This is a genomic window from Nocardia sp. NPDC049737 (genome assembly GCF_040674755.1).
Taxonomy (GTDB): Bacteria; Actinomycetota; Actinomycetes; order Mycobacteriales; family Mycobacteriaceae; genus Nocardia.
Genome location: NZ_JBFANH010000015.1, coordinates 142,382 through 165,479, shown reverse-complemented (window position 1 = coordinate 165,479; position 23,098 = coordinate 142,382). Strand labels below are relative to the sequence as shown.

At 64.3% G+C, this 23,098-nt stretch carries 17 protein-coding genes, 1 tRNA gene and 3 pseudogenes; 12 read left to right on the top strand and 9 right to left on the bottom strand.

The window, feature by feature from the left end; translation table 11 throughout:
• The first annotated feature begins 368 nt into the window (after positions 1-368).
• Complete coding sequence (locus AB0J47_RS21335) at positions 369-2,306, top strand: potassium transporter Kup (protein ID WP_364348293.1); 1,938 nt, start codon at positions 369-371, stop codon at positions 2,304-2,306.
• A gap of 380 nt (positions 2,307-2,686) precedes the next feature.
• Here the strand turns inward: AB0J47_RS21335 and AB0J47_RS21330 are convergent, their stop codons facing one another.
• The gene (locus AB0J47_RS21330) at positions 2,687-2,998 is read right to left on the bottom strand and encodes a hypothetical protein (RefSeq protein ID WP_364348290.1); all 312 of its coding nucleotides are present in this window, start codon (positions 2,996-2,998) and stop codon (positions 2,687-2,689) included.
• A gap of 204 nt (positions 2,999-3,202) precedes the next feature.
• On the opposite strand from AB0J47_RS21330, the pseudogene AB0J47_RS21325 reads away from it, so the two are divergent.
• From AB0J47_RS21325 to AB0J47_RS21315, 3 genes and pseudogenes are all read left to right on the top strand, one after another.
• Positions 3,203-3,654: pseudogene (locus AB0J47_RS21325) on the top strand (transposase); the annotation flags it as partial.
• A 120-nt stretch (positions 3,655-3,774) separates the two neighbouring features.
• Positions 3,775-4,587: an alpha/beta hydrolase gene (locus AB0J47_RS21320; protein WP_364348490.1), complete on the top strand. Its 813-nt coding sequence runs from the start codon at positions 3,775-3,777 to the stop codon at positions 4,585-4,587.
• Positions 4,588-4,671: 84 nt separating this feature from the next.
• A complete protein-coding gene (locus tag AB0J47_RS21315) occupies positions 4,672-5,076 on the top strand; it encodes a hypothetical protein (protein WP_364348287.1) in 405 nt (134 codons plus the stop codon).
• Between the two features lie 520 nt (positions 5,077-5,596).
• On the opposite strand, the gene AB0J47_RS21310 is transcribed toward AB0J47_RS21315, so the two are convergent.
• The 3 genes from AB0J47_RS21310 to AB0J47_RS21300 all read right to left on the bottom strand — a co-directional run bounded on the left by AB0J47_RS21310 (position 5,597) and on the right by AB0J47_RS21300 (position 7,870).
• Positions 5,597-6,457, bottom strand: coding sequence for an alpha/beta hydrolase (locus AB0J47_RS21310; protein WP_364348284.1), 861 nt, complete (start codon positions 6,455-6,457; stop codon positions 5,597-5,599).
• 417 nt (positions 6,458-6,874) lie between these two features.
• Entirely contained in the window at positions 6,875-7,153 is a 279-nt protein-coding gene (locus tag AB0J47_RS21305; protein WP_364348281.1) for a hypothetical protein, read from the bottom strand.
• 357 nt (positions 7,154-7,510) lie between these two features.
• Positions 7,511-7,870 carry a hypothetical protein gene (locus AB0J47_RS21300; protein ID WP_364348278.1) on the bottom strand — a complete coding sequence of 120 codons (360 nt, stop codon included), beginning with the start codon at positions 7,868-7,870 and terminating at the stop codon, positions 7,511-7,513.
• Positions 7,871-7,998: 128 nt separating this feature from the next.
• On the opposite strand from AB0J47_RS21300, the gene AB0J47_RS21295 reads away from it, so the two are divergent.
• The 5 genes and pseudogenes from AB0J47_RS21295 to AB0J47_RS21275 all read left to right on the top strand — a co-directional run bounded on the left by AB0J47_RS21295 (position 7,999) and on the right by AB0J47_RS21275 (position 14,983).
• A complete protein-coding gene (locus AB0J47_RS21295; RefSeq protein ID WP_364348275.1) occupies positions 7,999-10,002 on the top strand; it encodes an APC family permease in 2,004 nt (667 codons plus the stop codon).
• A 955-nt stretch (positions 10,003-10,957) separates the two neighbouring features.
• Positions 10,958-11,592: pseudogene (locus tag AB0J47_RS21290) on the top strand (DDE-type integrase/transposase/recombinase); the annotation flags it as partial.
• Positions 11,593-13,162: 1,570 nt separating this feature from the next.
• A pseudogene (locus tag AB0J47_RS21285) lies at positions 13,163-13,753 on the top strand (recombinase family protein); the annotation flags it as partial.
• Positions 13,754-13,986: 233 nt separating this feature from the next.
• A complete protein-coding gene (locus AB0J47_RS21280) occupies positions 13,987-14,751 on the top strand; it encodes a recombinase family protein (RefSeq protein ID WP_364348487.1) in 765 nt (254 codons plus the stop codon).
• Positions 14,717-14,983 (top strand): hypothetical protein, encoded by a 267-nt coding sequence (locus AB0J47_RS21275; protein ID WP_364348272.1) that lies wholly within the window; start codon positions 14,717-14,719, stop codon positions 14,981-14,983. Before AB0J47_RS21280 ends, AB0J47_RS21275 begins: the two co-directional genes overlap by 35 nt.
• Here the strand turns inward: AB0J47_RS21275 and AB0J47_RS21270 are convergent.
• Positions 14,962-15,049: transfer RNA gene (locus AB0J47_RS21270), tRNA-Leu, on the bottom strand. The genes AB0J47_RS21275 and AB0J47_RS21270 overlap by 22 nt on opposite strands.
• Before the next feature lie 156 nt (positions 15,050-15,205).
• On the opposite strand from AB0J47_RS21270, the gene AB0J47_RS21265 reads away from it, so the two are divergent.
• Entirely contained in the window at positions 15,206-15,562 is a 357-nt protein-coding gene (locus AB0J47_RS21265) for a helix-turn-helix domain-containing protein (RefSeq protein ID WP_364348269.1), read from the top strand.
• 3 nt (positions 15,563-15,565) lie between these two features.
• Here AB0J47_RS21265 and AB0J47_RS21260 read toward each other — a convergent pair whose 3' ends face one another.
• Positions 15,566-16,441, bottom strand: coding sequence for a lysophospholipid acyltransferase family protein (locus tag AB0J47_RS21260; RefSeq protein ID WP_364348266.1), 876 nt, complete (start codon positions 16,439-16,441; stop codon positions 15,566-15,568).
• Positions 16,442-16,634: 193 nt separating this feature from the next.
• On the opposite strand from AB0J47_RS21260, the gene AB0J47_RS21255 reads away from it, so the two are divergent.
• Positions 16,635-17,996 (top strand): M20/M25/M40 family metallo-hydrolase, encoded by a 1,362-nt coding sequence (locus AB0J47_RS21255; protein ID WP_364348263.1) that lies wholly within the window; start codon positions 16,635-16,637, stop codon positions 17,994-17,996.
• Between the two features lie 18 nt (positions 17,997-18,014).
• Positions 18,015-18,551, top strand: a complete 537-nt coding sequence (locus AB0J47_RS21250; RefSeq protein WP_364348260.1) for a YbhB/YbcL family Raf kinase inhibitor-like protein — start codon at positions 18,015-18,017, stop codon at positions 18,549-18,551.
• 53 nt (positions 18,552-18,604) lie between these two features.
• Here AB0J47_RS21250 and AB0J47_RS21245 read toward each other — a convergent pair whose 3' ends face one another.
• From AB0J47_RS21245 to AB0J47_RS21235, 3 genes are all read right to left on the bottom strand, one after another.
• Positions 18,605-20,437 (bottom strand): long-chain fatty acid--CoA ligase, encoded by a 1,833-nt coding sequence (locus tag AB0J47_RS21245; protein WP_364348257.1) that lies wholly within the window; start codon positions 20,435-20,437, stop codon positions 18,605-18,607.
• Positions 20,438-20,625: 188 nt separating this feature from the next.
• Complete coding sequence (locus AB0J47_RS21240; protein WP_364348254.1) at positions 20,626-21,453, bottom strand: GTP cyclohydrolase II; 828 nt, start codon at positions 21,451-21,453, stop codon at positions 20,626-20,628.
• Between the two features lie 514 nt (positions 21,454-21,967).
• A complete protein-coding gene (locus AB0J47_RS21235) occupies positions 21,968-22,978 on the bottom strand; it encodes a GTP cyclohydrolase II (protein ID WP_364348251.1) in 1,011 nt (336 codons plus the stop codon).
• Positions 22,979-23,098: the final 120 nt, after the last annotated feature.

The window sequence follows — 23,098 nt, the reverse complement described above, 5'->3', positions numbered from 1 at the left end:
CGGACTGTGGGCGCTCATCCGCGGGCGCGCGGTTGATCAATGTGGTCCCGCTCGGAACCGCCAGGGCCGCGGCCGAACCCGATAGCACAGGGGTGCGCGCCTGCACGGCTCGATAAGGGGTCCCGGACTACGACGACCTCAGCCTGCGCCGGGTCCAGCCTCGCGCGAAATACGGCAATCCGGCGGATCCGCAGCGACTTCGCTGCGCAGAGGCCCAGGCTCTCTTAACTGGCAACCCAAACCGCCCGATAACGTGGCGACACACGTTGTGTGATCGATGAGATGTGACAGACCACCGAGTCGTTACGGTGGCATCGTCGTGGTCCCCGCCGTGATCGGGTGCGGATCAGCAAACGAGGAGTTGGGGCATGAGCACGGAGTCTCTGGTCACCGAGTCGGCGCGGGTGGCGAGCGGTGCGCATTCGGCGGGGGTGGCGGTGGTGGTCGGTGCGCTCGGGGTGGTGTTCGGTGATATCGGTACCAGCCCGATCTATACCTTGCAGACGGTGTTCAACCCGGATGATCCGCATCCGGTGCCGATCAGCTCGGCGAACGTGTACGGCATCGTGTCGCTGATCTTCTGGTCGGTGATGCTGATCGTCACGCTGACCTACGTGACCCTGGTGATGCGCGCCGACAACGACGGTGAGGGCGGGATCATGGCGTTGATCACGTTGCTGCGCCGGATGGGTGGGACACGCGGTCGGGCCGCCACCGCGCTGGCCGGGCTGGGGATCTTCGGTGCCGCACTGTTTTTCGGTGACAGCATGATCACCCCCGCGATCTCGGTGTTATCCGCGGTGGAAGGTGTGAAGGTCGTCGAGTCGGGGTTGGAGGATCTGATCGTGCCGCTCACGGTGGTGATCATCGTGGGTTTGTTCGCGGTGCAGCGGCACGGGACCGCGGTGGTCGGTCGGTTGTTCGGGCCGGTGATGATCGTCTGGTTCGTCTCGATCGGTGCTTGCGGGGTGGGTGGCATCGCCGGGCATCCGGAAATTCTGAAGGCGCTCTCGCCGACCTATGCGTTGAGTTTCATGTTCGGGCATTTCGGTATCGCTTTCTTCGCGTTGGCGGCTGTGGTGCTCGCGGTCACCGGCGCGGAGGCGTTGTACGCGGATATGGGCCATTTCGGTCGCAAGGCGATCACGCGCGGCTGGTTGGGGTTGGTGCTTCCGGCGTGCACGCTGAGCTATCTCGGTCAGGGTGCGCTGCTGCTCGGTGACGAGAGCGCGGTGAGTAGTCCGTTCTTCCTGTTGGCGCCTGGGTGGGCGCGGCTGCCGATGGTGTTGATCGCGACCGCCGCCACGGTGATCGCCTCCCAGGCGGTGATCACCGGTGCCTATTCGGTGGCGTCGCAGGCTGCTCAGCTCGGTTATCTGCCGCGGTTGCGGGTGGCGCACACCTCGGAGTCGACGATCGGGCAGATATATGTCCCCTGGATCAACTGGGTGCTGATGGTTTCGGTGATCACTCTGGTGTTCGCGTTCCGTAGCTCGGCGGCGTTGGCGTATGCGTTCGGTATGGCGGTGGTAGCGACGATCACGATCACTACCCTGCTGTTCTTCTACATCGCTCGGGCCAAGTGGGGTGCCCCGCTGTGGCTGGTCCTGCTCGGTGCTGTTCCGTTGCTGGCGGTCGACCTGCTGTTTTTGGCGGCGAATATGACCAAACTGGTGCACGGGGCGTGGCTGCCGCTGTTGATCGGGGTCACGGCGTTCACCGTGATGACCACGTGGGCGCGAGGGCGTGCGGTCGTCACCCGGGCGCGGGAGGAGAAGGAGGGGCCCCTGCGCGGGTTCATCGATCAATTACGCGATCGTCAGCCGCCGCTGCTGCGGATCCCCGGCACCGCAGTGTTTTTGAACCGCGGCAAACAGACCACGCCGCTGGCGATGCGCGCCAATGTCGAACACAACCTGGTGCTGCATGAGCACGTGGTCATCCTGGCGATCGACACACTGCCGGTGCCGCGCGTCCCGGACGACGAACGCACCGAGATCGATTCCCTCGGCTACGGCGACGACGGCATCATCCACGTGACAGCACATTTCGGGTACATGGAGACACCGAACGTCCCGCACACGCTGCGGCTGCTCGACCCCACCCAAACCGAAGGCCAGATCTCGGTCGATGGTGCCACGTACTACCTGTCGAAGATCGAGTTGAAGAAGGGTCCGGCACCGACCATGGCTGCATGGCGAAAGCGACTGTTCATCGCCACCTCCTACATCACCGCCGACGCCGCCGCATACTTCGGCCTGCCGGGCGAGCGGACAGTGATCATGGGTTCGCGCATCGAGGTGTGAACACGACCGAATCTGCCTCGCCGACATCATCGAAACCGTAAGGACGCCATCAATATTAGCCTGCCGAACCCCAGCACGTTCGTGCGTTAGCGTCTGCGATATTGGGTGAGGTTGGTGAGTCTGGATCGGGGCACGGGCGGGCGTGGGCGAGGTATTCGGCCCAGCTGGCTCGGGCGTAGTGGGCCCATTTCTGGGTTCCTCCCCGGGCCAATTGATGATCAACTCCGCACCGCTCGCAGTCCTTTAGACAGCGTCTCGTGTCGATGATTTCGCCTCCGCGACCTGCTGGTAGCAGGTGAGTGGGGCGGCGAGTGGGGCTCATGTCACTGGCGGGTGTCCGAACAGGTCGAGTACGGGAACTGGTTGACCGGCCCCGCGCTTCAGCGGGTAAGGCCGGCCTCATGGTCGGCGGCAGCGATTGCGTCGTGAAAACGCTTGTGGACCCAATGGCGCTGGCCCAGGATGTTCACCTGCCCCCATCGGCCGGAGACCGGACCGAGCTGGGTGTGTCGTGGCATGGTGCCCACCAGCTGCTGCGGCTTAGCGCCGCCCGACAGCTTGCTGCTCTCCAGCACGTATATGGCGTTCGCAGTGACTGCCACGCACCGATACTTGTTCCAGAACATCGTGAGACCCGTGAGATATGTGATGAGGAAGAAGATGAAGCTCGGCGCAGTCTGGCAGATGAACACCTGCCGGATTTCACTGCCAGCGGGAAGTAGCGGTGCCGAACGCTCTACTAGGTCCTGCCGCGGTTCGAATGGCGCCGGACGATCCGGTTCGGGGCTGCTCGTCACTCACAACTTCATACCACCTCGGCCCTGAGACCGCGTCTTCCGTGGCTGTGATTCGTGTGTGGCGCGCCGAAATCGTTTGTGCCCCAGGATGTTCGACTCGTGACCGATGAACTGTCGAAAAGTCTTGTGCCGGACGAACTGTGGGCACTGACCGAGCCGTTGCTGCCGAAGTTCACCCCGCGCCCGCAAGGCGCTGGCCCGACTCCGACCGACGAGCGGGCGGTGTTCGTGTTGACCAGCGGCTGTGGCGGATGCCGCCGCCGTCGTTCGGCGTCACCGTCGCGACGGACCGCGCACCGCCGATTCACTGTGTGGACCGAGGCCGCTCTGTGGCGGCGTCTACACCGCGCGATGCTGGACGAGCCGGGCGGTGAAGGTCTGATCGACTGGTCGCGGGCGGTGATCGACGCGGCGACAGTGCGAGCCGAAAAGGGGGATCCACGACCGGCCCCAGCCGGGTCGATCGTGGCAAGACCGGCTCGAAGATCCACGTGCTGTCCGACCGCGCGGGAATCCCACTGGCCGTGGGTATTTCGGCTGCCAACACCAACTGGCCGTCAGGAGGCGCCGCTGCCTCCCCTGGCCCGGTGCGAGCAGGTGGAACACCGTATCAGTGGCCGTGTCAGGCAGGTGTCAGGGTGGTGTCAGGCCAGACGCCGACAGTGGTTGCCATGACGAAGAACAGCGCCTCCTCGACCAATTCGACCTGGACCGGCATGGTGCCGGTCGATGACACGGCCTTGGCCGTGACCGACACCGGCGGCCCGGGCCAGCCCGTCGTCTACCTCAACGGCGCCTACGCCGATCAGTCGCACTGGCGGCGGGTGATCGCCGACCTCGGCCCCGGCTACCGGCACATCGCCTACGACGAGCGGGCCCGCGGCAAATCCAAGCAGTCCGCGGACTACTCCTTCGAGGCGTGCTTACGAGACGTCGATGCCGTGCTCGCGGCGCGCGGGGTGGAGCGGCCGATTCTGGTGGGCTGGTCCTACGGCGGGATCCTCGCGTGGCACTGGGCCGACCGGAATCCGGACCGCGTCCTGGGGACGGTGACCGTGGACGCCGCTCCGTGCGGCTTGACCGGCGAGGAAGGCGCGGAGCGGATCCGCAAGCTGTTCCACCGGATGCGGTTTCTGCTGCCGCTGACGCGTCCGTTCGGCATGGCCGCGCGGATGAGCGCTGCCCAGCACGCCGAGGTCAACATCGAACTCAACGAGATCGCCGACGCCAGCGTGCCGGTCCTCGACCGCGCGACCCGTCCGGTGCGGTTCGTCCTGGCCACGGGTAACAGCCTCGGGAGCAAAGACGGGGAGATGGAACAGGTGCGGGCCTCACTGGATCCGGTGCTTGCCCGCAACCCGAACGTCACGGTGAGCGCGAAGGTCGCGAGCAACCATTCCCACATCCTGCGCAAAGACTTCCGCGCCGTCGCCCAGGCCGTCCGTGAGACGGCAGCGGCCCAGGAAGGTACGTCGAACCGATAACCAACGGGCCCCTACCTCACCGCATTCCATCCTCCGACCATTCAATCGAATTCCACCACAACAGATTTCAAGGAGAACACCACCATGTCCTTCACCCTCACCGACCAGGACAAGACCACCCTGCGCACCGCCGCCTACGGTGCCGTCTCGCTGCTGGCCGCAGCTGACGCCACCGGCAAGCCGCACAAGATCGCCACCAACGGCACCATCGCCCTGTCCTCGGCGACCGGCCTGGTCGGGCACGTCCTCGCCGAAAAGTCAGGGAGCATCAAGCTCAATGGCAAGTCCGTAGCTGAACTCGCCGACCAGGTACTACCGGCCCTAACCGCAGCGGTGAGCCTGCTTGCCAAGCAGACTCCAGCAGAAGCCGACAACTTCCGCAGCACCGTCCTCCTCGCGATCGAAGCCGCCCAGATCCACCACAGCCAGCCCAGCCCCACCATGGCCGAGATGGTCCGCAAGATCACCGGGGCCCTCGACGCCGCATGATGGGATGACAGCCGGGACAGCGAAGCGGCATCAGACCTGTGACCAGGGGCGACGCACGTCACGAGACCGGAAGAGCTCGCGCTCTGTCCGGTCTCGTGCTGGCCGGGCCCGCAGCTGCACCGTTGCTTCCGTCGGCGCCGACTTCAGCTGCTCGTTCTCCATCCGCAACCGCAGTGTCCCTGCGCTCCGGCCGGGCCGCCGGGCACTTCTTCCAGCGCTCTTGTCCTCGCTCCACGAACGTCTGCTTCCACTTGGCGACCGACATCGCACTCGAGCGCGCGCTCGCGCCGAGGGGCGGGTTGTCGGTAGCCTCCGGAACTGGCGGCAAGCCGATCCACCAGTGGCTCGAGGTGCCCCCGTTCCTGAGCGCACCGCCGATGGTCATCGAGTGACCGTCGCAAATCGACCCATCCACCATCACTGTGTGCTCGCCACCGCCGGTGTCGAGGCAACGGTGGCGGCTCGAAGCACCACAGCTACAGCCCTGCGGATGCTGGCTCAGTGCATCTGTCGGCCGGGTTCAGGTAGCGGGCGGTTCGGCCACTTCGGCGACTAGTGATACCACGTTGTCGAGGTGGCTTGGGGTGGTCAGGTGTCCCATGCCAGGGAAGACCCGAAGGTCGAGGTTCATGGTTCGGCGTACCGCTGGTGCCAGTCGTCGGGGTGGCAGGAACCGGTCATATTCTCCGACCCCGACTACACAGGGCCGCTCGGCGCAGCGGGCCAGTAGCGGGGCGGGTAGGGGCGGTGGGGCCAGGGTGGTACGGCAATAGCTGGCCATAAGGGTCATCCATTCCACCTCGGTCTCGGGAGGGTTCTCGCCGGGGGCGACGAAAAGCCGAAGCATTCGGCGGGTGTGTTCGGCGGTGGGATGCAGTAGCCAAATGGCCGAAGCCAGCGCCAGTTTCGGGTCTACCGTCAGACGGATGAAACCGGCGGGTGAGACAAGTGCGCGCCCCGCGATCCGGGGCGAGTCGGCGGCCAAGGTCACCGCGGCGCCCAGCGAATTGCCCACCAGCACAACACCGTCCACCTCCATGGCGGCCAGGACCTCGTCCAGCACGCGGCCATACCAGGCCAACCGGGTCCGGTGCGGCCGGTGGGGGTCGCTGAGTCCGGGCTGTCCGGGCAGATCCAGCACCGTGGTCTCCCAGCGGGCCGACAGCGCCCTTAGCCACGGCAGAGCCACCGCGGCGTTGGAGCCGGTCCCGGGCACCATGACGACCCGCGGCGGTCCGGTCCCGGCCGAGGTGAGTTCGACTGGGCCGACGCTGGTTTCCACCGTCGAGTTGGCGAGTGGGAAGTCCGCTCGCGCCAAGGCTTTCGAACACCATTGCCGCACCGTGTGCTGCCCATGTGGGTTCTTGTATGCGGTCGGCATTGGGCCAGTGTGCCCGGCGGCCAGTGTGCGTTCAATTCGGCGACGTGCGTGTACGAACGGGATTCCCTGTTGCTATCGGCAGACCCCACCGTCAAGTCCGAGACTGCGGGACGGGGCGTGGCGGGATCGGTGCGGTTGACCAGATCGGTCATGCGACGGAATTCGTTCCGTTCGATGTCGAGCGACGCCAGTCCGACCACCACGTCGTCGCCGTCATTGGCGGTGGTGAGGTGGACGTGCGGCAGCGCTTGGTGCTCGACGATGTGTGGGCGTCCGCGTTCTCGGGAACCAGCAGAAACCGGGCTTGATCCGGCAGCGCGACGAGATGTACTGCGACGATATGGTCGCTGCCGCCATGATTGATCGCGTAGCCCACCCCGCCGAAGTCTTTCCCGCGAAGGCGACGTCGACCGGCAGCTATTCTGTGTCGTCGCTTTGTTCTTCGGCGAGTTCGACCAGCACGTCGCTTGCATCACGGTTGCCCTCGGCGGCGAGTCGCCGCAATTCAGCGATGTCGCCACGTTCGGATGCCAGTTCAACGAGTTGGTCGATTGCATCACGGTTGCCATCGGCAGCCAGTCGCCGCAGCTCGTCCATATCGCCACGCTCACCGGCGAGTTCGACGAGTTCGTCAGCCGCGTCACGGTCGCCGGCGGCGACCCTGGCGCGCAGGGCGGACAGATCGGAATCGGTCATGAGAGTCACCCTATCGGTGGTTTTGGCGCGGGACTGGATTACTCGACCGGGCTTCATGCGTCCCAGCCATCGACTATTCCCGCCCACCTCCGGCGACCGCAGGCCACGTTTGAGATGCGGAACGAATGGGGCAGAACTCTGAATTCGGCACGCTTTGCGCGATTGTCGCGTTCGGAATGCGTTCTGGCGCTTGATAGTTGAATATGTTGTCACAGCGACATATGTCTCGGTTGCTCTGATCTTGGACCGTTGGCGATCGTGTTCCCGCGCTTGGCCAGGCCCACGCCACCCCGCGGGTCGTCAGTTGGATCATGTGGTTCTGCTCTTACGACCGTTCAGCGAGTCCGGTGCCCGGGTTCATCGCTCGCAGACGTGATCGGTGTGTTCGTAGAGGGCGGTCCATACGGCGAGGTACGACAGTGATGCGACGGTGTCGACGCCTCGGCTGGTCAATCCGACCGTGTCGGTTAGGGTGAGCGGGCGGTCCCAGCTGCCGGGGTTGTCGGTGGTGATCAGTCCGTGTGCGGCGAGCACCCGCAACGCGGGTATCAGCGCGCTGCGACGGCCCGCGATGGTGGTGGCCAGCTCCGCGATGGCGTGCGGGCGGCTCGACAGCGCGTCGAGGACTTCGACGACGTGGGGGTGGCTTACCAGCTCGCGCAAGCTCGCGAGGTCGTCGGGTTGGTCGTTCACCGAACGGTGGGTGTCAGCGGACATTATGTTCGGACGGTAGCGGCGGATGAGTTGCTCGAGGTGTCTTCTTGACGTTATTTTGGTGATTGGGCCAAATTATTTACGGAATCTCTACGGCTGTGTGTGCGTCGAGAGCCTTAGGCTGGCCCATCGTGGTTTCACCGGTCGACGTGGTCAAGCGTCTTGTGCTCGGGCGTCCGTTTCGTAGTGATCGGCTCGGTGAGACGTTGCTGCCGAAGCGGCTGGCGCTGCCGATTTTCGCCAGCGACCCTTTGTCGTCGGTCGCGTACGCGACACAAGAGATTCTGCTGATCCTCACCTTGGGTGGGCTCGCCTATATCCATTTGGCGCCGTGGGTGGGCGCTGCGGTCGTGGTGTTGCTGGCGGTGGTCGTTTTGTCCTACCGGCAGGTGGTGCAGGCCTACCCGTCCGGTGGCGGTTCCTATGAGGTGGTCGCGGAGAATCTGGGACCGGTCCCGGGGCTGGTGGTCGCGGCGGCGCTGCTCGTGGACTATGTGATGACCGTGGCGGTATCGGTCGCGGCGGGCGTGGACAACATCATCTCCGCGGTCCCGGATCTCAATCCTTATCGGGTCGCGATCAATATCGGATTCATTGCGTTTCTCACGGCGATGAATCTGCGGGGTGTCCGCGAATCGGGGCGCGCGTTCGCCGTGCCGACGTATGCGTTCGTCGCGGGTGTGCTGTTGATGGTTGTGATCGGGCTCGGCCAGGCCCTGCTCGGTCACGCGCCGGTCGCTGAAAGCGCGCACTACGAGATCAAACCCGAGCAGGTCGGCCTCAGTAGTGCGGCGGTAGCGTTTCTGGTGTTGCGCGCCTTTTCCTCAGGTTGTACCGCGTTGACCGGTGCGGAGGCGATTTCCAATGGTGTTCCGGCGTTCCGGAAACCGAAGGCGCTCAACGCGGCCCGCACCATGTCGGCGATGGGCATCATCTCGATCACGATGTTCTCCGGGGTGACCGCGCTGGCGATGATCTCCCACACCCGGGTCACCGAGGACACCTGCGATCTGATCGGGTTCCCCGGCGACTGCCACACCGATCCGCAGCGCACGGTGATCGCGCAGATCGCCGCAGCGGTATTCGGCGGCAACAGCGTGGTCTTCTACTACCTGATGGTGACCACGGCGCTGATCCTGGTCCTGGCGGCCAATACCGCCTACAACGGGTTTCCGCTGCTGAGTTCGATTCTGGCGCAGCACCGGTACATGCCGCGCCAGCTACACACCCGCGGGGATCGGTTGGCGTATTCCAACGGCATCATCCTGCTCGCTGTCGTCGCGGGCGCGCTGATCTACGCCTTCGATGGTTCGGCGACCCGGTTGATCCAGCTCTACATCGTCGGGGTGTTCACCTCGTTCACGCTGTGTCAGGCGGGCATGGTGCGGCATTGGAACCGTGAACTGGCCACGGCCACAACGGTTGGCGAGCGGGGTCGCATCCATCGAGCCAGGGCGATCAACGCGTTCGGGTCCTGTTTCACCGGCATCGTGCTCGTCGTGGTGATGATCACCAAGTTCAGCCACGGCGCGTACCTGGTGGTGTTCGCGATCCCCGTGCTGGTCGCGCTGATGTATTTCATCCACCGCCATTACACCTCGGTGCGCGCCGAACTCGACATCGCCGACGGTGACGAGGAAACCCTGCCCAGCCGGGTGCATGCCATCGTGCTGGTCTCGGGCTGGACCAAAGCGGCGCGGCGCGCGGTGCAATTCGCCCGCGCTACCCGCCCGGACACCCTGACCGCGATCACCGTCAACGTCGACGATGTCGATACCCGCCTGCTGGACCAGGAGTGGGAGCGCCGCAACGTGATCATTCCGTTGAAGGTGATCGAATCCCCCTATCGGGAGATCACTCGCCCGGTGCTCGACTACATCAAACGACTCCGCCGGGACCAGCCCCGTGACGTCGTCAGCGTCTTCATCCCCGAATACGTGGTCGGGCACTGGTGGGAGAACCTGCTGCACAATCAGAGCTCGCTACGGTTGAAGGCGCGGTTGTTGTTCGAGCCGGGTGTGATGGTGACCAGCGTGCCGTGGCAGTTGCGGTCCTCGGCATCGCGGGACTTGTCGCGCGTCGAACACCACCCCGGCGAAGTACGCAAAGGCATCACAGCCTCGCCGCCGCACTAGCGGACTGCTGAACAGCGCGGTGTGACGAATTCTGGAATCCGTGTGCGCATGGCAAAGCTATGGCTGAGCCCCTGGGCGGTCCGCGACACACCCCACAGCCTGAAGGCGCCGCATTAGTACCCCATTATGCTTGCCAAATATTAGCTGATGGGTCTGTTCGTGCCATTTCGCGACTGCTGGGCTTCGGCACGGTCGTGCATCCTCTCACATAGGAGACCGAACGGTCTCCATAGGTCAGGAGTCAACCGAAGCCGGGGCAGTCCCGGGCAATGATGGGTTTGGTGTTGCGGTAGTGCAGGAGTTGTCCGGTCGGTGGGCTGTGGCGTTGTTGGGCATGGTGGAGTAGGTGGCGCATGAGGGTGGGGGAGACGGGTTGCCATCGGTCGATGCCTTCTTTTTCGCGTAGCAGGATCAGGCAGTGGTGTGGGTCGAGGTCGCAGGGGCGTAGGTGTAGGGCGCCGCTGCGGCGGCAGGCGGTTTCGATGTGCAGGCGCAGGATGAGGGTGTCGAGTTCGGGGTCGTTGCCGGTGAGGGCGGTGACGTGGCAGATCTCGGTGAGTTGGGGTGAGGGGATTGCTTGGCGGTGTGATGGGGGTCGGGTGGGTATTGCTAGATGGCGGGCGGGGTTTCGGGTGGGGTGGATCCAGTTGTTGTCTTCGGCGTAGCGGTAGAGGCAGCGTGCGGTTCTGATGAAGTGTTCTCGTGCGCTTGTGCCGGTCCGTGCGCCGGGTTTGGAGCTGCTGGCGGCTTGTACTGCTCGGGCTTTCTCGTCGAGGTCGGCCTTGGATATCGCGTCGAGTGGCTGGTTGTCCCAGGTGTTTTCGAGGTGGTTGAGGTGGGTGTTATAGGTGCGCAGGGCGCCTGGGGTGAGGCCGTAGTTTCGGGATCACGTAACCGAAGGTCGGTACCGCAGGGGTGTCGGTCGGTGGCTGTGATGCCGATCTGCGACAGCAGGGTGTATTCGTGGGACATCACCAAGCTCGCCGACCCGGTCACAGGCCAATATTTCGACGCCTACGTGATGATCGACATCTGCTCCCGCTACATCGTCGGCGTCCACGTCCACAACTATGAATCCGGCGTCCTGGCAACGGAATTGATGAAGGAGATCTTCGGCGTCCACGGAATCCCGCAAGTGGTGCACGCCGATCGGGGCACCTCGATGACCTCCAAGACCGTCGCCACGCTGCTCGCCGATCTCGAAGTCACTCGCTCGCATTCACGACCACGAGTGTCCAATGACGGCCCCTACTCCGAATCGCTTTTCAAGACTTTGAAATACGGGCCGGAATTCCCTGAACGATTCGGATCACTCACCCAGGCAAGGCAATTCATGGATTCCTTCGCTCAGTGGTACAACCACGAGCACCGACACACCGGCATCGGACTCATACCCCCGCCGATGTCCATTACGGGCTGGCTACCGGCAAAGCCGCCGACCGGCAGTCGGTGCTGGCCGATGCCCGCGCCCGCCACCCGCAGCGCTTCGCCACCACCACAGCACCGAAGATCCTTGACCTCCCCGACACCGTCTGGATCAACCAACCAGCTCACGGCAGCACCCAGGAGACCGACACGACAGCCGCTTAAACACACCCACCGGTCTCATTCAGCTTGAAAAAATTCCGGGATCGCAATCGGGGCAGGTCGTTCGGACGTCAGCTGCAAGTGCTGCTCTGAATGGTTGCTCAAACCGAAGTTGGGCGGATGAACCTCGGATGTGCCGGAGATCGCCCGCGGAGAGTTCGGGTACTGTTGGCACGCTCGCAGGTGATGACGCCGTCATCACAAGGCATCAGAACCAGGCGCTGAGCACGTGATGACCGTGTCGTCAGCTGAGTGGTAGATTATGTCGCGAAATGTAGTGGCACGTTGCGAAAGCGCAGTTGAGCGGCGGTGATACGCGCAGGTCAGCTCGTTGACCTGGTCGTTTTCGGTGGGGCCCAATGGTGTTCGATTCCCCCAGGTGGCTCTAAAGCCGCTGCGGCAAACAATCTTTCAATACTTTTCCGCAATTTGCGTGACATCGCACGTATTGGTTGATTCAGTGCCGGGTATCGAGGCATGACGATTCGAGCCTGGCGAATCATCCTGTGGCCGTTGCTACTTCGCAGGGAAGCCGAATTATTTTTCAGGGTCGGTGGCGCAAGTGTTGAGAGCACCCGGGTCTGACACGAATTCTTTGTCGTCTGCATTCGGTTTCACATGGTGGCTGTCTGGTGCGGACGACTCATCCGAACCAGACAGCCCCGGGTATCGAGCTGCTCGGTCAGAGTCTGCATACCGGAAAAGGTTTCAGTGGCGTGCACGAGAAATGGCGAACCACAATCGCGCACGCGACGGCAGAGAGCAGTTTCAGCGATCGCTCTGGTCGCCGACGTAGTCCGCGGGCGGGGAGAGCGGCTGTTGTTCGCCGGTGAGGACCGAAACCGCTCAGGCCATTTCCTCGGTCCCGGCGCCGGTGTAGAGGCACGGTGTTGTGGTGGGCCACGGAGCAGCCTGACAGTTCGGGTAGTCTGGAACGCGGGAGAATCAGCAGACGGGTGGTCAGGAGCCTGACATGCCCCCTCGTCCGCCACGTCGCTTGCGCGCGTCATGTGGCTGATCTGTCCTCGCCTGTCCGCCAGTGCGAGTCGCGAAGACAGTACACATGGTCTTGAATTGGGGGCGTCGCCAGTCCCTAAGGTCAAGCGGAGACCAGCTGGTCTCCCGAGCCTCACAACGTCACCAGAGTCATTTTCAGCGGACATCGCCGTGAGAGACCGGGTTCGGGCTCGGCTGCCCATGGTGTCAGAGCTGTCACGATCAGCGGGGCGGCGAATTGCTGTAACTGGGACACATTCGGTGGAGGGGTTCGGTTTCGAGCAGTGATTCGCAACGCAGCCCGACAGTTCGCTGGTGATCGTTTAGTACTGGTCGTCGCCGGTCCGGAAACCGGTACAACTGTGGTGGGTTCGCCCGCTGTGCCGATAGATGTACTGCGAGTCTTGCGACGCAGCTTGGAGCATCCCGAGTGCACAACAATCTTGTGTCCCACAATGTGTTTGGGGCGCGGGGGTGCTGATCGTGTGCGCTGACCACAGCAACCGGCGTGTTAACGATGGCAGTGATGGGCCTGGCATCATCAGAGTTGTTTGCCCCGAAGGCCCGCCGGAGTTGAATGCCAGCGCGGCCAGGGTGCTGCTCGAGTTGCTGCTGCGACATGCCTGTGAACACCGCGCTGAGAGGGAGGACGATGCCGACCGAGTCCAACGAGTGGGCCGTACTCGACGAGTTGCTCGGTCTCGTCCCCGAGGCCGTCGAAAGCAGCGTTGATCAACGCTTCGCGTTCTACGGGCGCTGCTCGACCGAGGACAATCAAGACCCGGAGACCTCTTACCGTTGGCAGCGGGGCAACGCGGAGAAGTTCGTTGCCGAGGGGTCCATCGTCGCGGACTATTTCGACATCGGGCAGTCGCGTTCGGTGCCCTGGCACCGTCGCGGGGAAGCTGCGCGTCTGCTGGCTGATCTGAAGAATCCCGCCCGGGGGTGGTCGGCCATTGTCGTGGGTGAGGGAACACGATGCTGGTTCGGTAACCAGTTCAGTTTGGTCGCGCCGCAGGTCCAAGCCCACGGGGTGCAGGTGTGGGTGCCCGAGCTCGGGGGACGTTTCGACCCGCGCAACGTCACGCACTCGATGTTGATGAGCATGCTGGGCGGACTGAGTGAGTCCGAACGCCAACACGTGCCGCAGCGCACCCGCGCCAGCATGGACGCTCAAGTCCTCAACGAAGGCCGACACCAAGGCGGACGCGCGCCATATGGCTACATGGTGGTCGACGGTCCGCCGCATCCCAACCCCAATCGGGCCTGCGACGGACTCAAACTACGGATCCTGTCGATCGACGCAGCCACCGCGCCGGTGGTGGCTCGTATTTTCCGTGACTACCTCGCCGGTTGCGGTGACAAAGCCATCGCTATCGCGCTCAACCGAGAAGGCGTGCCGTGTCCGTCGGCGCATCGGCCCAGCAGAACCGGCACCGTTCCCAAGACGGCTGGCAAGCGGGCACGGTTGCCGCGATCCTGCAGAATCCCCGCTACACCGGCTACGCGGTCTTCGGCCGGTGGACCAAACATGAAGAACTTCTCGATCCCGACGACGCCGCCGCCGGCAACATCGCCCGGTTCCGGCGATCACCCACCCACCGCGTCGTCCGCTCGAAACGCCCCGCTCACCCTGCCATCGTCTCGGTCGAAACCTTCACCCAAGCGCAACTGCTCAGGGGCCAGCGTGCGGGCACCAGCAACCGATCGCGCGGCAAGCTCGAACGCAACAGACCAGCCAGCGGTCTGCGCCCGTACCTGCTGAGCGGACTCGTCCGCTGTGATGCGTGTGGCCGAAAGATGCAGGCGGAGTTGGTCCGCGACGCCGTCTACTACAGATGTCGCGCCAAATCCATCGCCCCCGGTAGCCCCCTCCTACAAGAGCACCCCCGGACAGTGAACCTGCGCGAAGACATTGTCCTCGGGCCCGATAGATGCCTGGATCGCGAGTCTGTTCGACCGAAACCACCGCGAGAACACCATCGCCGCCCTCATTGCCACCCAGCACACCGACGACACCGACACCCATCGCCAAACACTGCGACAACGCGTCACCGACGCCGAAGCCAGACTCACCCGCCATCTCGCCGCGATAGAAGCAGGCGTCGACCCGCAAGCCCTCGTCACGGCCATGAACACCGCACAAGCCGACAAAGCGGCAGCTAGAGCCGAGCTGCAGAATCTCCCCAAAATAGACCGGCTCACCGAAACTGAGATCAGGAAACTGATCGAATCTCTCGGCGACATCCGCGCTGTCCTCGCCGCCGGGAACCCCTCCGACAAGATCCAGCTGTATGCAGCGCTCGACCTCCAGGTGCGCTACCAACACCAACAACAGCTCGCAATCGTTGGTGTGACCCCCTGTGGGGTTAGCACTGGTGTCCGGAGGGGGACTTGAACCCCCACGCCCGATAAAGGGCACTAGCACCTCAAGCTAGCGCGTCTGCCATTCCGCCACCCGGACCGGTGTGCTCAGCAAGGTTATCGGATGTGGCTGCGTTGACCAAATCGCGGGTTTAGCTGGTGATTTTCGGTGTTTCTGCCCCGCGTTGCCCGAGCTGATGACGAGTACCTACTATTCGAGCCAGTACTTGCCGATGCGCATGTGGAACGGGTAGGGATGGGTGCGAAGAGATCCGGGCCGTACTTCTGCGGCATCGACGCGGCGATGGATGTGGTGGGCGGCAAGTGGAAAGCGCTGATCCTGTGGGAGTTGGCGAATCATGGCGTGCGCCGCTTCGGCGAGCTGCGCCGCGGCTTGCCAGGTGTATCGGAGAAGATGCTGATCCAGCAGCTGCGGGAGCTGGAGGAGGACGGCATCGTGGATCGCGAGATCTACCGCGAGGTGCCGCCGAAGGTCGAGTACCGGCTGACCGAATTGGGTAGCGCACTCAATGCGGCGCTGGAACCACTGGGTGCGTGGGGGCGCGATCGCATCGATCGGATCGGCGCCGGGCGCGTCCACCCGCCCGCGTGAGGCTCATCCCAGGATCGGCAGCGTGCGTTCCTCGGCCAGTTTCGACAATGCCTCCTGCATGATCCCGGTGACGTACTCGTAGCCGCGATCCACATCCAGCTCCGACCCCAATATCTGGTGCAGGTCGATCGGCGGCAGGAATTCGACCGTCACTTTTGTCGGCAACGGAATATGCCCGGCGAGGTCGCTGATATTCAGCCCCCACGGCAGCGCCAGCGAAATCGGGAACACCTTCAATCGCAGCGTCCGATCCAGCCGCAGCAGCCGGGCGATCCGGTCGCCGCGGGTGAGCATGAGGGCGTTCTGCTGAGCGCCGTAGTTCACGAACGGCACAATCGGCACGTTTTCGTCCCAGGCCACTCGCAGGAATCCGGTGCGTCCGGCGAAATCGAGCTGGTCCTCCTCCCAGGTCGGGCGGTGCACCTCCCAGTCACCGCCGGGATACACCAGTACCGCCGCGCCACTGCGCAGCGCCGCTTTGGCACTTTCGGGGTCGGCCGCCACCGTGCCGAAGCGGGACAGGAACATGCCGAGCAGCGGCACGGCCATCACCAGATTGTGGGCGAGTTGATAAAAGGGACGGTCGGGTCCGAAATAGCGCGCGAACGCCAGAGTCGTCACGAGCGCCTCGGGCGAGACATTGCCACCGGAGTGGTTGCCGACCAATAGCATCGGGCCGTTTTTCGGTATCCGCTCCATACCGCGTACCTCCGCCCGGAAGTACGCGCGAACCAGTTGCCAGGAAGGTCCGACCGTGTGGGCGATGAATCCAGGATCCCGGTCGTTCATATCCGCCTCGGGAATCCGCGCTCGTACCTGCTGGGCGACCCAGTCGGTCGCGGTATCGATCGGTGGCAATGGCAGGTTCGGGAGCTTCATGGGTCCGGCTTTCCGATCAAGGCTTTTGACCGGGACATACCCGGCCGTGCCGCGACCACACAGCGTCGGCGATTGCGATCAGCGTGAATCGACCCGCACCCGCGCGCGATCGCGCACCTCGCGACGGCGGGCGGTGCCGTGCGGGAACGGCTATGGCGACACGCGGGCGGTGTCAGGTGGTAGGAAAGGGTACGTGTCTGCAACTGGCGAAGTATCCGGTCCGAACACCACGTCTCGTGCCGTGTCCGAGGTGGTCGAATTGGTCAGTACGCTGATCCGGTTCGACACTTCCAACACCGGAGATCTGGCAACCACCAAGGGTGAGCGCGAATGCGCGCAGTGGGTGGCCGATCAGCTGCATCAGGCGGGATATACGACCGAGTACGTGGAGTCGGGCGCACCGTGTCGCGGAAATGTGTTCGCGCGGTTGAAAGGGGCCGATTCGAGCCGCGGTGCGCTGCTGATCCACGGGCATCTGGATGTGGTGCCCGCAGAGGCCGCGGACTGGAGTGTGCATCCGTTCTCCGGCGCGGTGCGCGACGGCTATGTGTGGGGGCGCGGCGCGATCGATATGAAGGATATGGTCGGCATGATGCTGGCCATCGCGCGCCAGTTCAAGATCGAGGGGACGGTGCCACCACGCGATATCGTCTTCGCCTTCCTCGCCGACGAGGAGAACGGCGGCAAGTGGGGTTCGCAGTGGCTGGTGCAGAATCGGCCCGACCTGTTCGACGGGATCACCGAGGCGGTGGGGGAGGTCGGCGGTTTCTCGTTGACCGTGCCGCGCCCGGACGGCACCGACCGTCGGTTGTATCTGGTGGAAACCGCCGAGAAGGGGCTCGGTTGGATGCGGTTGCGCGCCAAGGCGCGTGCCGGTCACGGCTCATTCCTGCACGAGGACAATGCCGTCACGATTCTGGCCGCGGCGGTGGCGCGCTTGGGCAAACACACCTTCCCCCTGGTACTTTCGGATTCGGTCGCCGAATTCCTGGCCGCGGTCGCCGAGGAGACCGGCCTGGAATTCGATCCGTCGAGTCCCGATATCGAGGGCCAGCTCGCGAAGTTGGGCACGATCTCCCGCATTATCGGCGCGACACTGCGCGATACCGCGAACCCAACCATGCTGCAGGCGGGTTACAAGGCGAATGTGATCCCGCAGACCGCCGAGGCGGTCGTGGACTGTCGCGTGGTGCCGGGGCGGCAGGCCGCGTTCGAGCGTGAGGTGGACGAGCTGATCGGCCCGGATGTCGAGCGCGAGTGGATCACCAAACTCGATTCCTACGAAACGACATTCGATGGACATCTCGTCGACGCGATGAACGACGCCATTCTCGCCCACGACCCGCAGGGCCGCACCGTGCCCTATATGCTCTCCGGCGGCACCGACGCAAAGGCCTTCGCCCGCTTGGGTATTCGCTGCTTCGGTTTCGCACCGCTGCAGCTGCCGCCGGAGTTGGACTTCACGGCACTGTTCCACGGCGTCGATGAGCGGGTTCCGGTGCAGGCACTCGAATTCGGCACCCGGGTGCTGGAACACTTCCTGTTGAACAGCTGACGATCGAAAGGACTCACCGTGCCCGACTACTCCTACAACCCGTACGACGCGCTGCCGGAGGTGCCCAGCTTCACGGTGACCTCAGAGGATGTCGCCGATGGCGAGAGCTTCGGCAACGATCAGGTCAGCGGCGTCTTCGGCGCGGGCGGCAAGGATGTCTCGCCGCAGCTGTCCTGGTCTGGATTCCCTGCGCAGACAAAGAGTTTCGCGGTCACCGTCTACGATCCGGACGCACCGACCGCGGCCGGTTTCTGGCACTGGGCGGTGGCCAACATCCCGGTGAGCACCACCTCGCTGCCGCGCGGGTCGGGCAGTGAGGGTGGTGTGCTGCCCGAAGGGGCGGTCACGTTGCGCAATGACGGCGCGTTCCCGGGATTCGTCGGTGCGGCGCCACCAGCCGGACACGGGTACCACCGCTACTTCATCGTCGTGCACGCGGTGGATGTGGAGCGGTTGGAGATCGACGAGAACGGCACCCCCGCCTTTCTCGGGTTCAACCTTTTCTCGCACACCCTGGCCCGCGCCACCATCGTCGCCAAGTACGAGGTCGTCTAGACATAGCGGGAAAACGACGGTGGCCCTGAGCTTTTGCTCAGGGCCACCGGTCATTACGAGACGTTCACCACCGATTCAGGCAGCGGCGTGGTGTAGAGCGAGGCGATCTCCTCGGCGTACTTCGCCGCGATCGGGTTGCGCTTGAGCTTCATCGTCGGGGTCAACTCATCACCGCCCGGCTCCCACGGCGTCCCGACCACGGTGAATCGCTTGATCTGCTCGACTCGCGACAGCTTGCGGTTGCCCGCGACGACCGCGGCCAGCACCTCGTCCAGGATCTCCTTGCGGGTGGCCAGTGCGGCCAGATCGTCGGCGGGCGCGTCGATTTCCTTGGCCCGGATGGCCGCGGTGTCCGGGTCGAGCACGATAAGCGCGGAGATGAACGGTTTGGCCTCACCGATCGCCACCACCTGACCGACCAGCGAGGAGGCGGCCTTGACCGCGTTCTCGATATTGGTCGGGGAGATGTTCTTACCCGACTCGTTGATGATCAGTTCCTTCTTGCGGTCCACGATCCGCACATAGCCGTCGGCATCGATGGTTGCGACGTCACCGGTGGCCAGCCAGCCGTCGTCGTCGAGCGCGTCCTTGGTCTTATCGGGCTGCTTGCGGTAACCCGGCGTGACGATCGCGCCGCGCACCAGCAGTTCGCCGTCCTCGCCGAGCCGCAACTCGAGGCCTTCGACGGCCCGGCCGACCGAACCCGGGCGCGGCTTGGCCAGTTCGGTGTAGGTGGCCACACCGGTTGTCTCCGACATGCCCCATACCTCGCTGACGGTGAACCCGAGTCCGAGGAAGTATTCGAGGGTTTCGGCCGGGATCGCGGCGGCGCCCGAGGCGGCCACCTTGAGGTTGTCCAGGCCGAGCGCGGCCCGCAGCTTCGAGAGCACCAGCGCGTCGGCGACCTTGTACTGCGCCGCGAGCAGCGGGCTGCCCCCCTTACCTGCCAGCTCGGCGCGCGCCGCCGCGACGCCGGTGTTGATGGCCCAGTTCGCCAGTGCCTTCTTCACCGGGCTCGCTTCGGTGGCCACCTTGCCGTCGATACCGGCCTTGATCTTCTGCCACACCCGGGGCACACCGAAGAATACGGTGGGACGCGCGTCGGGCAGTGCGGCGGCGATCTCACGCGGATCCGGTACGCAGGTGATCAGGATGCCGGTGAGCAGGCTGATGGCATGGCCGGAGATGCGGTCGGCGACGTGCGCGGCGGGCAGATAGGAGATCGCGCGGTCGTCGAGGCCGACTCGCAGCGGGCCGTTGACCAGCGCGATGATCTGGGCCAGCACATTGCGGTGGGTGATCTCTACGCCCTTGGACGGGCCGGTGGTGCCCGAGGTGTAGATCAGCGTGGCGAGATCATCGGGGGTCACCGCCTGCCAAGCGGCGTCGAAATCGAAGTCGGCGGCCGGATTCGCCTCCAGGTCGGCGAGGCCGACCGCATCGGCGGCCGGACCGTCCACCACCACGATGTGTTCGAGCTGCACACCCGCGCCCTTGATGACGTCGAGGAAGGCGCGCTCGGTGATCACCACCTTGTTCTCCGCATTGGTGAACAGATGCGTGATCTGCTCGGATGAGCTGGTGTTGTAGATCGAGAACGGTGTAGCGCCCAGATGCAGTGCCGCCGTATCGACCAGATTGAACTCGGGCCGGTTGGTGAGCATGATGCCGACGGTGTCGCCGTGGCCGACGCCAAGGCCGGCCAGTCCCGCCGCCAGCGTGCGCACCCGCTCGCCGTATTCGCGCCAGCTGATCTCCGTGGTGCCGCCGACCGTCCGCAACGCCACCTGATCCGGTCGTAACTTCACGGTCTCCTGGAATGCCTGCGGCACCGTGTACACCGTCTTGCCGGACTCGTGCGCGAAACCGATTTCTGTTGTCGTCATCTTCCCGTTTCCCGATATCTCTGGCGTGAACCGCGCCCGGAGCGACCGCATGGTTTCCACACGGTTCGAGACCCGCTGCTCCTGATAAATTGCAAGCGACTCTATCTCATCGTGTCACACGGTTCGATAGCACCATGTGGCGCGGCTCACTCATGGTAGCCAGACCGGGGTAATCGTGTCCGTTACTTCTATACGGACGAATCGGACCCCGCATCGCGCCCCCACGGCAGATCCGCGCCCCGCAGCCAGATCCGGCGAAGTGTGCTTGGCCGCACTTTGACACGCACGCGCCGGACCGTGTGACGCGTGCGCAGTGCAGGTCCGAGCCGCGACCAGATACGCAGAAAGGGCCCCGGTCGCTCGGGCACGGACTCCATGCGCGGCTCGCACAGCATGCCGTACGGCGGGATCATGTGCCCGCGACGGCGCCGTTTCGCCTCCAGATATTCAGCGGCCCGTTGGCTCAGCGGTTCGGTGTGCAACGGCACCCGGGTGACCGCCAGACCGGTCGAACGCAATTGGTCGACCTTCGCGGGATTGTTCGTGAGCAGTCGCACTGTGGTGAGTCCGAGATCCTGCAAGCTTTTGGCCGCAGCGTGGTAGGTGCGGCTATCCGCGGGCAGGCCAAGACTCTCGTAGCTTGCGAAGGTATCAATTCCGCGGCGTTCACTCTCCCGGTAGCCGAGCGCCTTCGCGATCAATCCGCTACCCCGGCCCTCCTGCTCCAGATAGATGAGCACGCCGCCGCTCTCGTCCCATATCCGGTCCAAGGCCTGGTCGAGTTCGGGCCCACAGTCGCAATCCTGCGAGCCGAGCGATTCGCCGTACAAACACCGCGAGTGAATTCGGACCAGACATCCGTCGCTCACCTCGCCATATAGCAGCACATACCCGCACTCGGCACCGCCGGACACCTCCATCACACGAAGTTGCAGGTCCCGCCCGTTGCGGGTGAACCGATGGGCGGTGTCGTCGTGAGCGCTCGAGTTGTCCACCACGGTGACCTCCGATTTCACGACCGGGATATGTAGCCTGGTGCGCTTGCTCGATCGCGGCGCCATACGCGCGGGAGCTTCCCCACGCCGATTTCGCCGCGCGAGGTCGATCGAGCGACATCGGCGCGCTCGCGCGACCGATGTCCGTCCCGTCCGGACGTCCGAGATGTCTTGACTCGCAGACGGAATCACTGGCCGGTCGCGATGGGAATTCGATATCGGTTGTGCCGCGGGAAGATCATCGACCAGCCGATCTGGATAATACTGCGCCATACCAGATCCATGCCGCGTGGTCTAAATCACAGCTGCGAAGAATTTGCGAATGTGACTGAGCGCCTAGCCGAATGAGCGGACCCTGTTGTCGGAAAAGCCAGCCACGCACATCGGTTCGCGCATCATCCGACCAGGGCTGCTGTCCGATTGCTGAGAAAGCTGGATCCGGGAGCGCGCCGGCCTATCGTCCGGGCGGCGAGAGCCGATGCACACCACTGCCGACAGTTCGGCGAGCAGCCTTGGAGCCGTGTCGTTTTCGCAGTTACGTACCGAACTGGTCCGCACCGGCGTGCGCCATTGCGCGAGCACGTCGGCGCCCGATCCCGCGAGGTGTGGGAGGGCGAGGTTCTCCTGGCGCGCGGATGTCATCCGATACCTCACCCAGGTCCGGATACGGGTAGCACGGCTGCTCGACATCGACCACCGACCGACGTGCCGCGTTGCGTATTCGTCGAGCGGGCCGGTACCCCCCACGCCTGTCGGGCCACATGCAAAGACCCAGGACCACCAAGCCCGTCGCAGCCGAAATCGTGGCGACGCCTATGTATCCGAGCAGAGCAGAGGGCAGCGCCATCACCGGAATCGCCACGGATGCCAGGTGAATACGGGCGCGTCGCTCCCGACTGACTTGCTCGACCGGCGAAACAGCCAGCAGTCTCGGGATCTGGTGTCCGCGATGACGCCGTTTGGCCTGCAGATATTTTCGCGCCCGCTCGCTGCGCGGCCAGGTGTGCAGCGGCACCCTGGTCACCGTGAGTCCGGCCTGCTCCAGCGGTTCCACCTTGTCGGGATTGTTCGTCAGCAGTCGTACCGATGTGAGTCCGAGATCACGCAAGCATTGGGCGGCCAACTCGTAGGACCGTGAATCCGCGCTCAGCTCCAGCCGCGCATAACTGGTGAAGGTATCGATGTCGAAGCGTTCGCTGGTCTGTAGCCCACGGGCCTTGTTGATCAGCCCGGCGCCGCGGCCCTCCTGTTCCAGATAGATCAGCACGCCCGCGCCCTCGTTCTGGATCATGTCCATGGCCATATCGAGCTCGGGGCCGCAGTCGCAGTCATCTGACCGCAGCGCGTCGCCGTAGAGGCAGCGGGAGTGGATCCGGACCAGACAGCCATCGCTGATTACGGGGGATCCGTGTGTCGCCTGCCCGAAGACCAGTGCGTGCCCGCCATCGACACCGTGCGGTATCGGCACGACGCCGACCTGTAGTTCGCGACCCCGGCGGGTCAAGCGGTGCCCGGTCTCATCGAGGCTAGACGCCGCTTCGGTCACGCTGGCCCTCCGATACATGGGATGAACTTGCAGGTGATGTGGCCTCGCCGATCGCCGTAACGTCCGCCCGTGACGGGTGCGAGCCAATTTACACACCAACCGAGGGGGGCCGCGTCAGCG

Bases quoted from the DNA above. Each gene is read 5' to 3' on its own strand.
- AB0J47_RS21245 (WP_364348257.1), bottom strand. From the start codon at position 20,437: ATGACGACAACAGAAATCGGTTTCGCGCACGAGTCCGGCAAGACGGTG.
- AB0J47_RS21275 (WP_364348272.1), top strand. From the start codon at position 14,717: ATGAACACCGCACAAGCCGACAAAGCGGCAGCTAGAGCCGAGCTGCAG.
- AB0J47_RS21335 (WP_364348293.1), top strand. From the start codon at position 369: ATGAGCACGGAGTCTCTGGTCACCGAGTCGGCGCGGGTGGCGAGCGGT.
- AB0J47_RS21320 (WP_364348490.1), top strand. From the start codon at position 3,775: ATGACGAAGAACAGCGCCTCCTCGACCAATTCGACCTGGACCGGCATG.
- AB0J47_RS21260 (WP_364348266.1), bottom strand. From the start codon at position 16,441: ATGAAGCTCCCGAACCTGCCATTGCCACCGATCGATACCGCGACCGAC.
- AB0J47_RS21310 (WP_364348284.1), bottom strand. From the start codon at position 6,457: ATGCCGACCGCATACAAGAACCCACATGGGCAGCACACGGTGCGGCAA.
- AB0J47_RS21305 (WP_364348281.1), bottom strand. From the start codon at position 7,153: ATGACCGATTCCGATCTGTCCGCCCTGCGCGCCAGGGTCGCCGCCGGC.
- AB0J47_RS21265 (WP_364348269.1), top strand. From the start codon at position 15,206: ATGGGTGCGAAGAGATCCGGGCCGTACTTCTGCGGCATCGACGCGGCG.
- AB0J47_RS21315 (WP_364348287.1), top strand. From the start codon at position 4,672: ATGTCCTTCACCCTCACCGACCAGGACAAGACCACCCTGCGCACCGCC.
- AB0J47_RS21300 (WP_364348278.1), bottom strand. From the start codon at position 7,870: ATGTCCGCTGACACCCACCGTTCGGTGAACGACCAACCCGACGACCTC.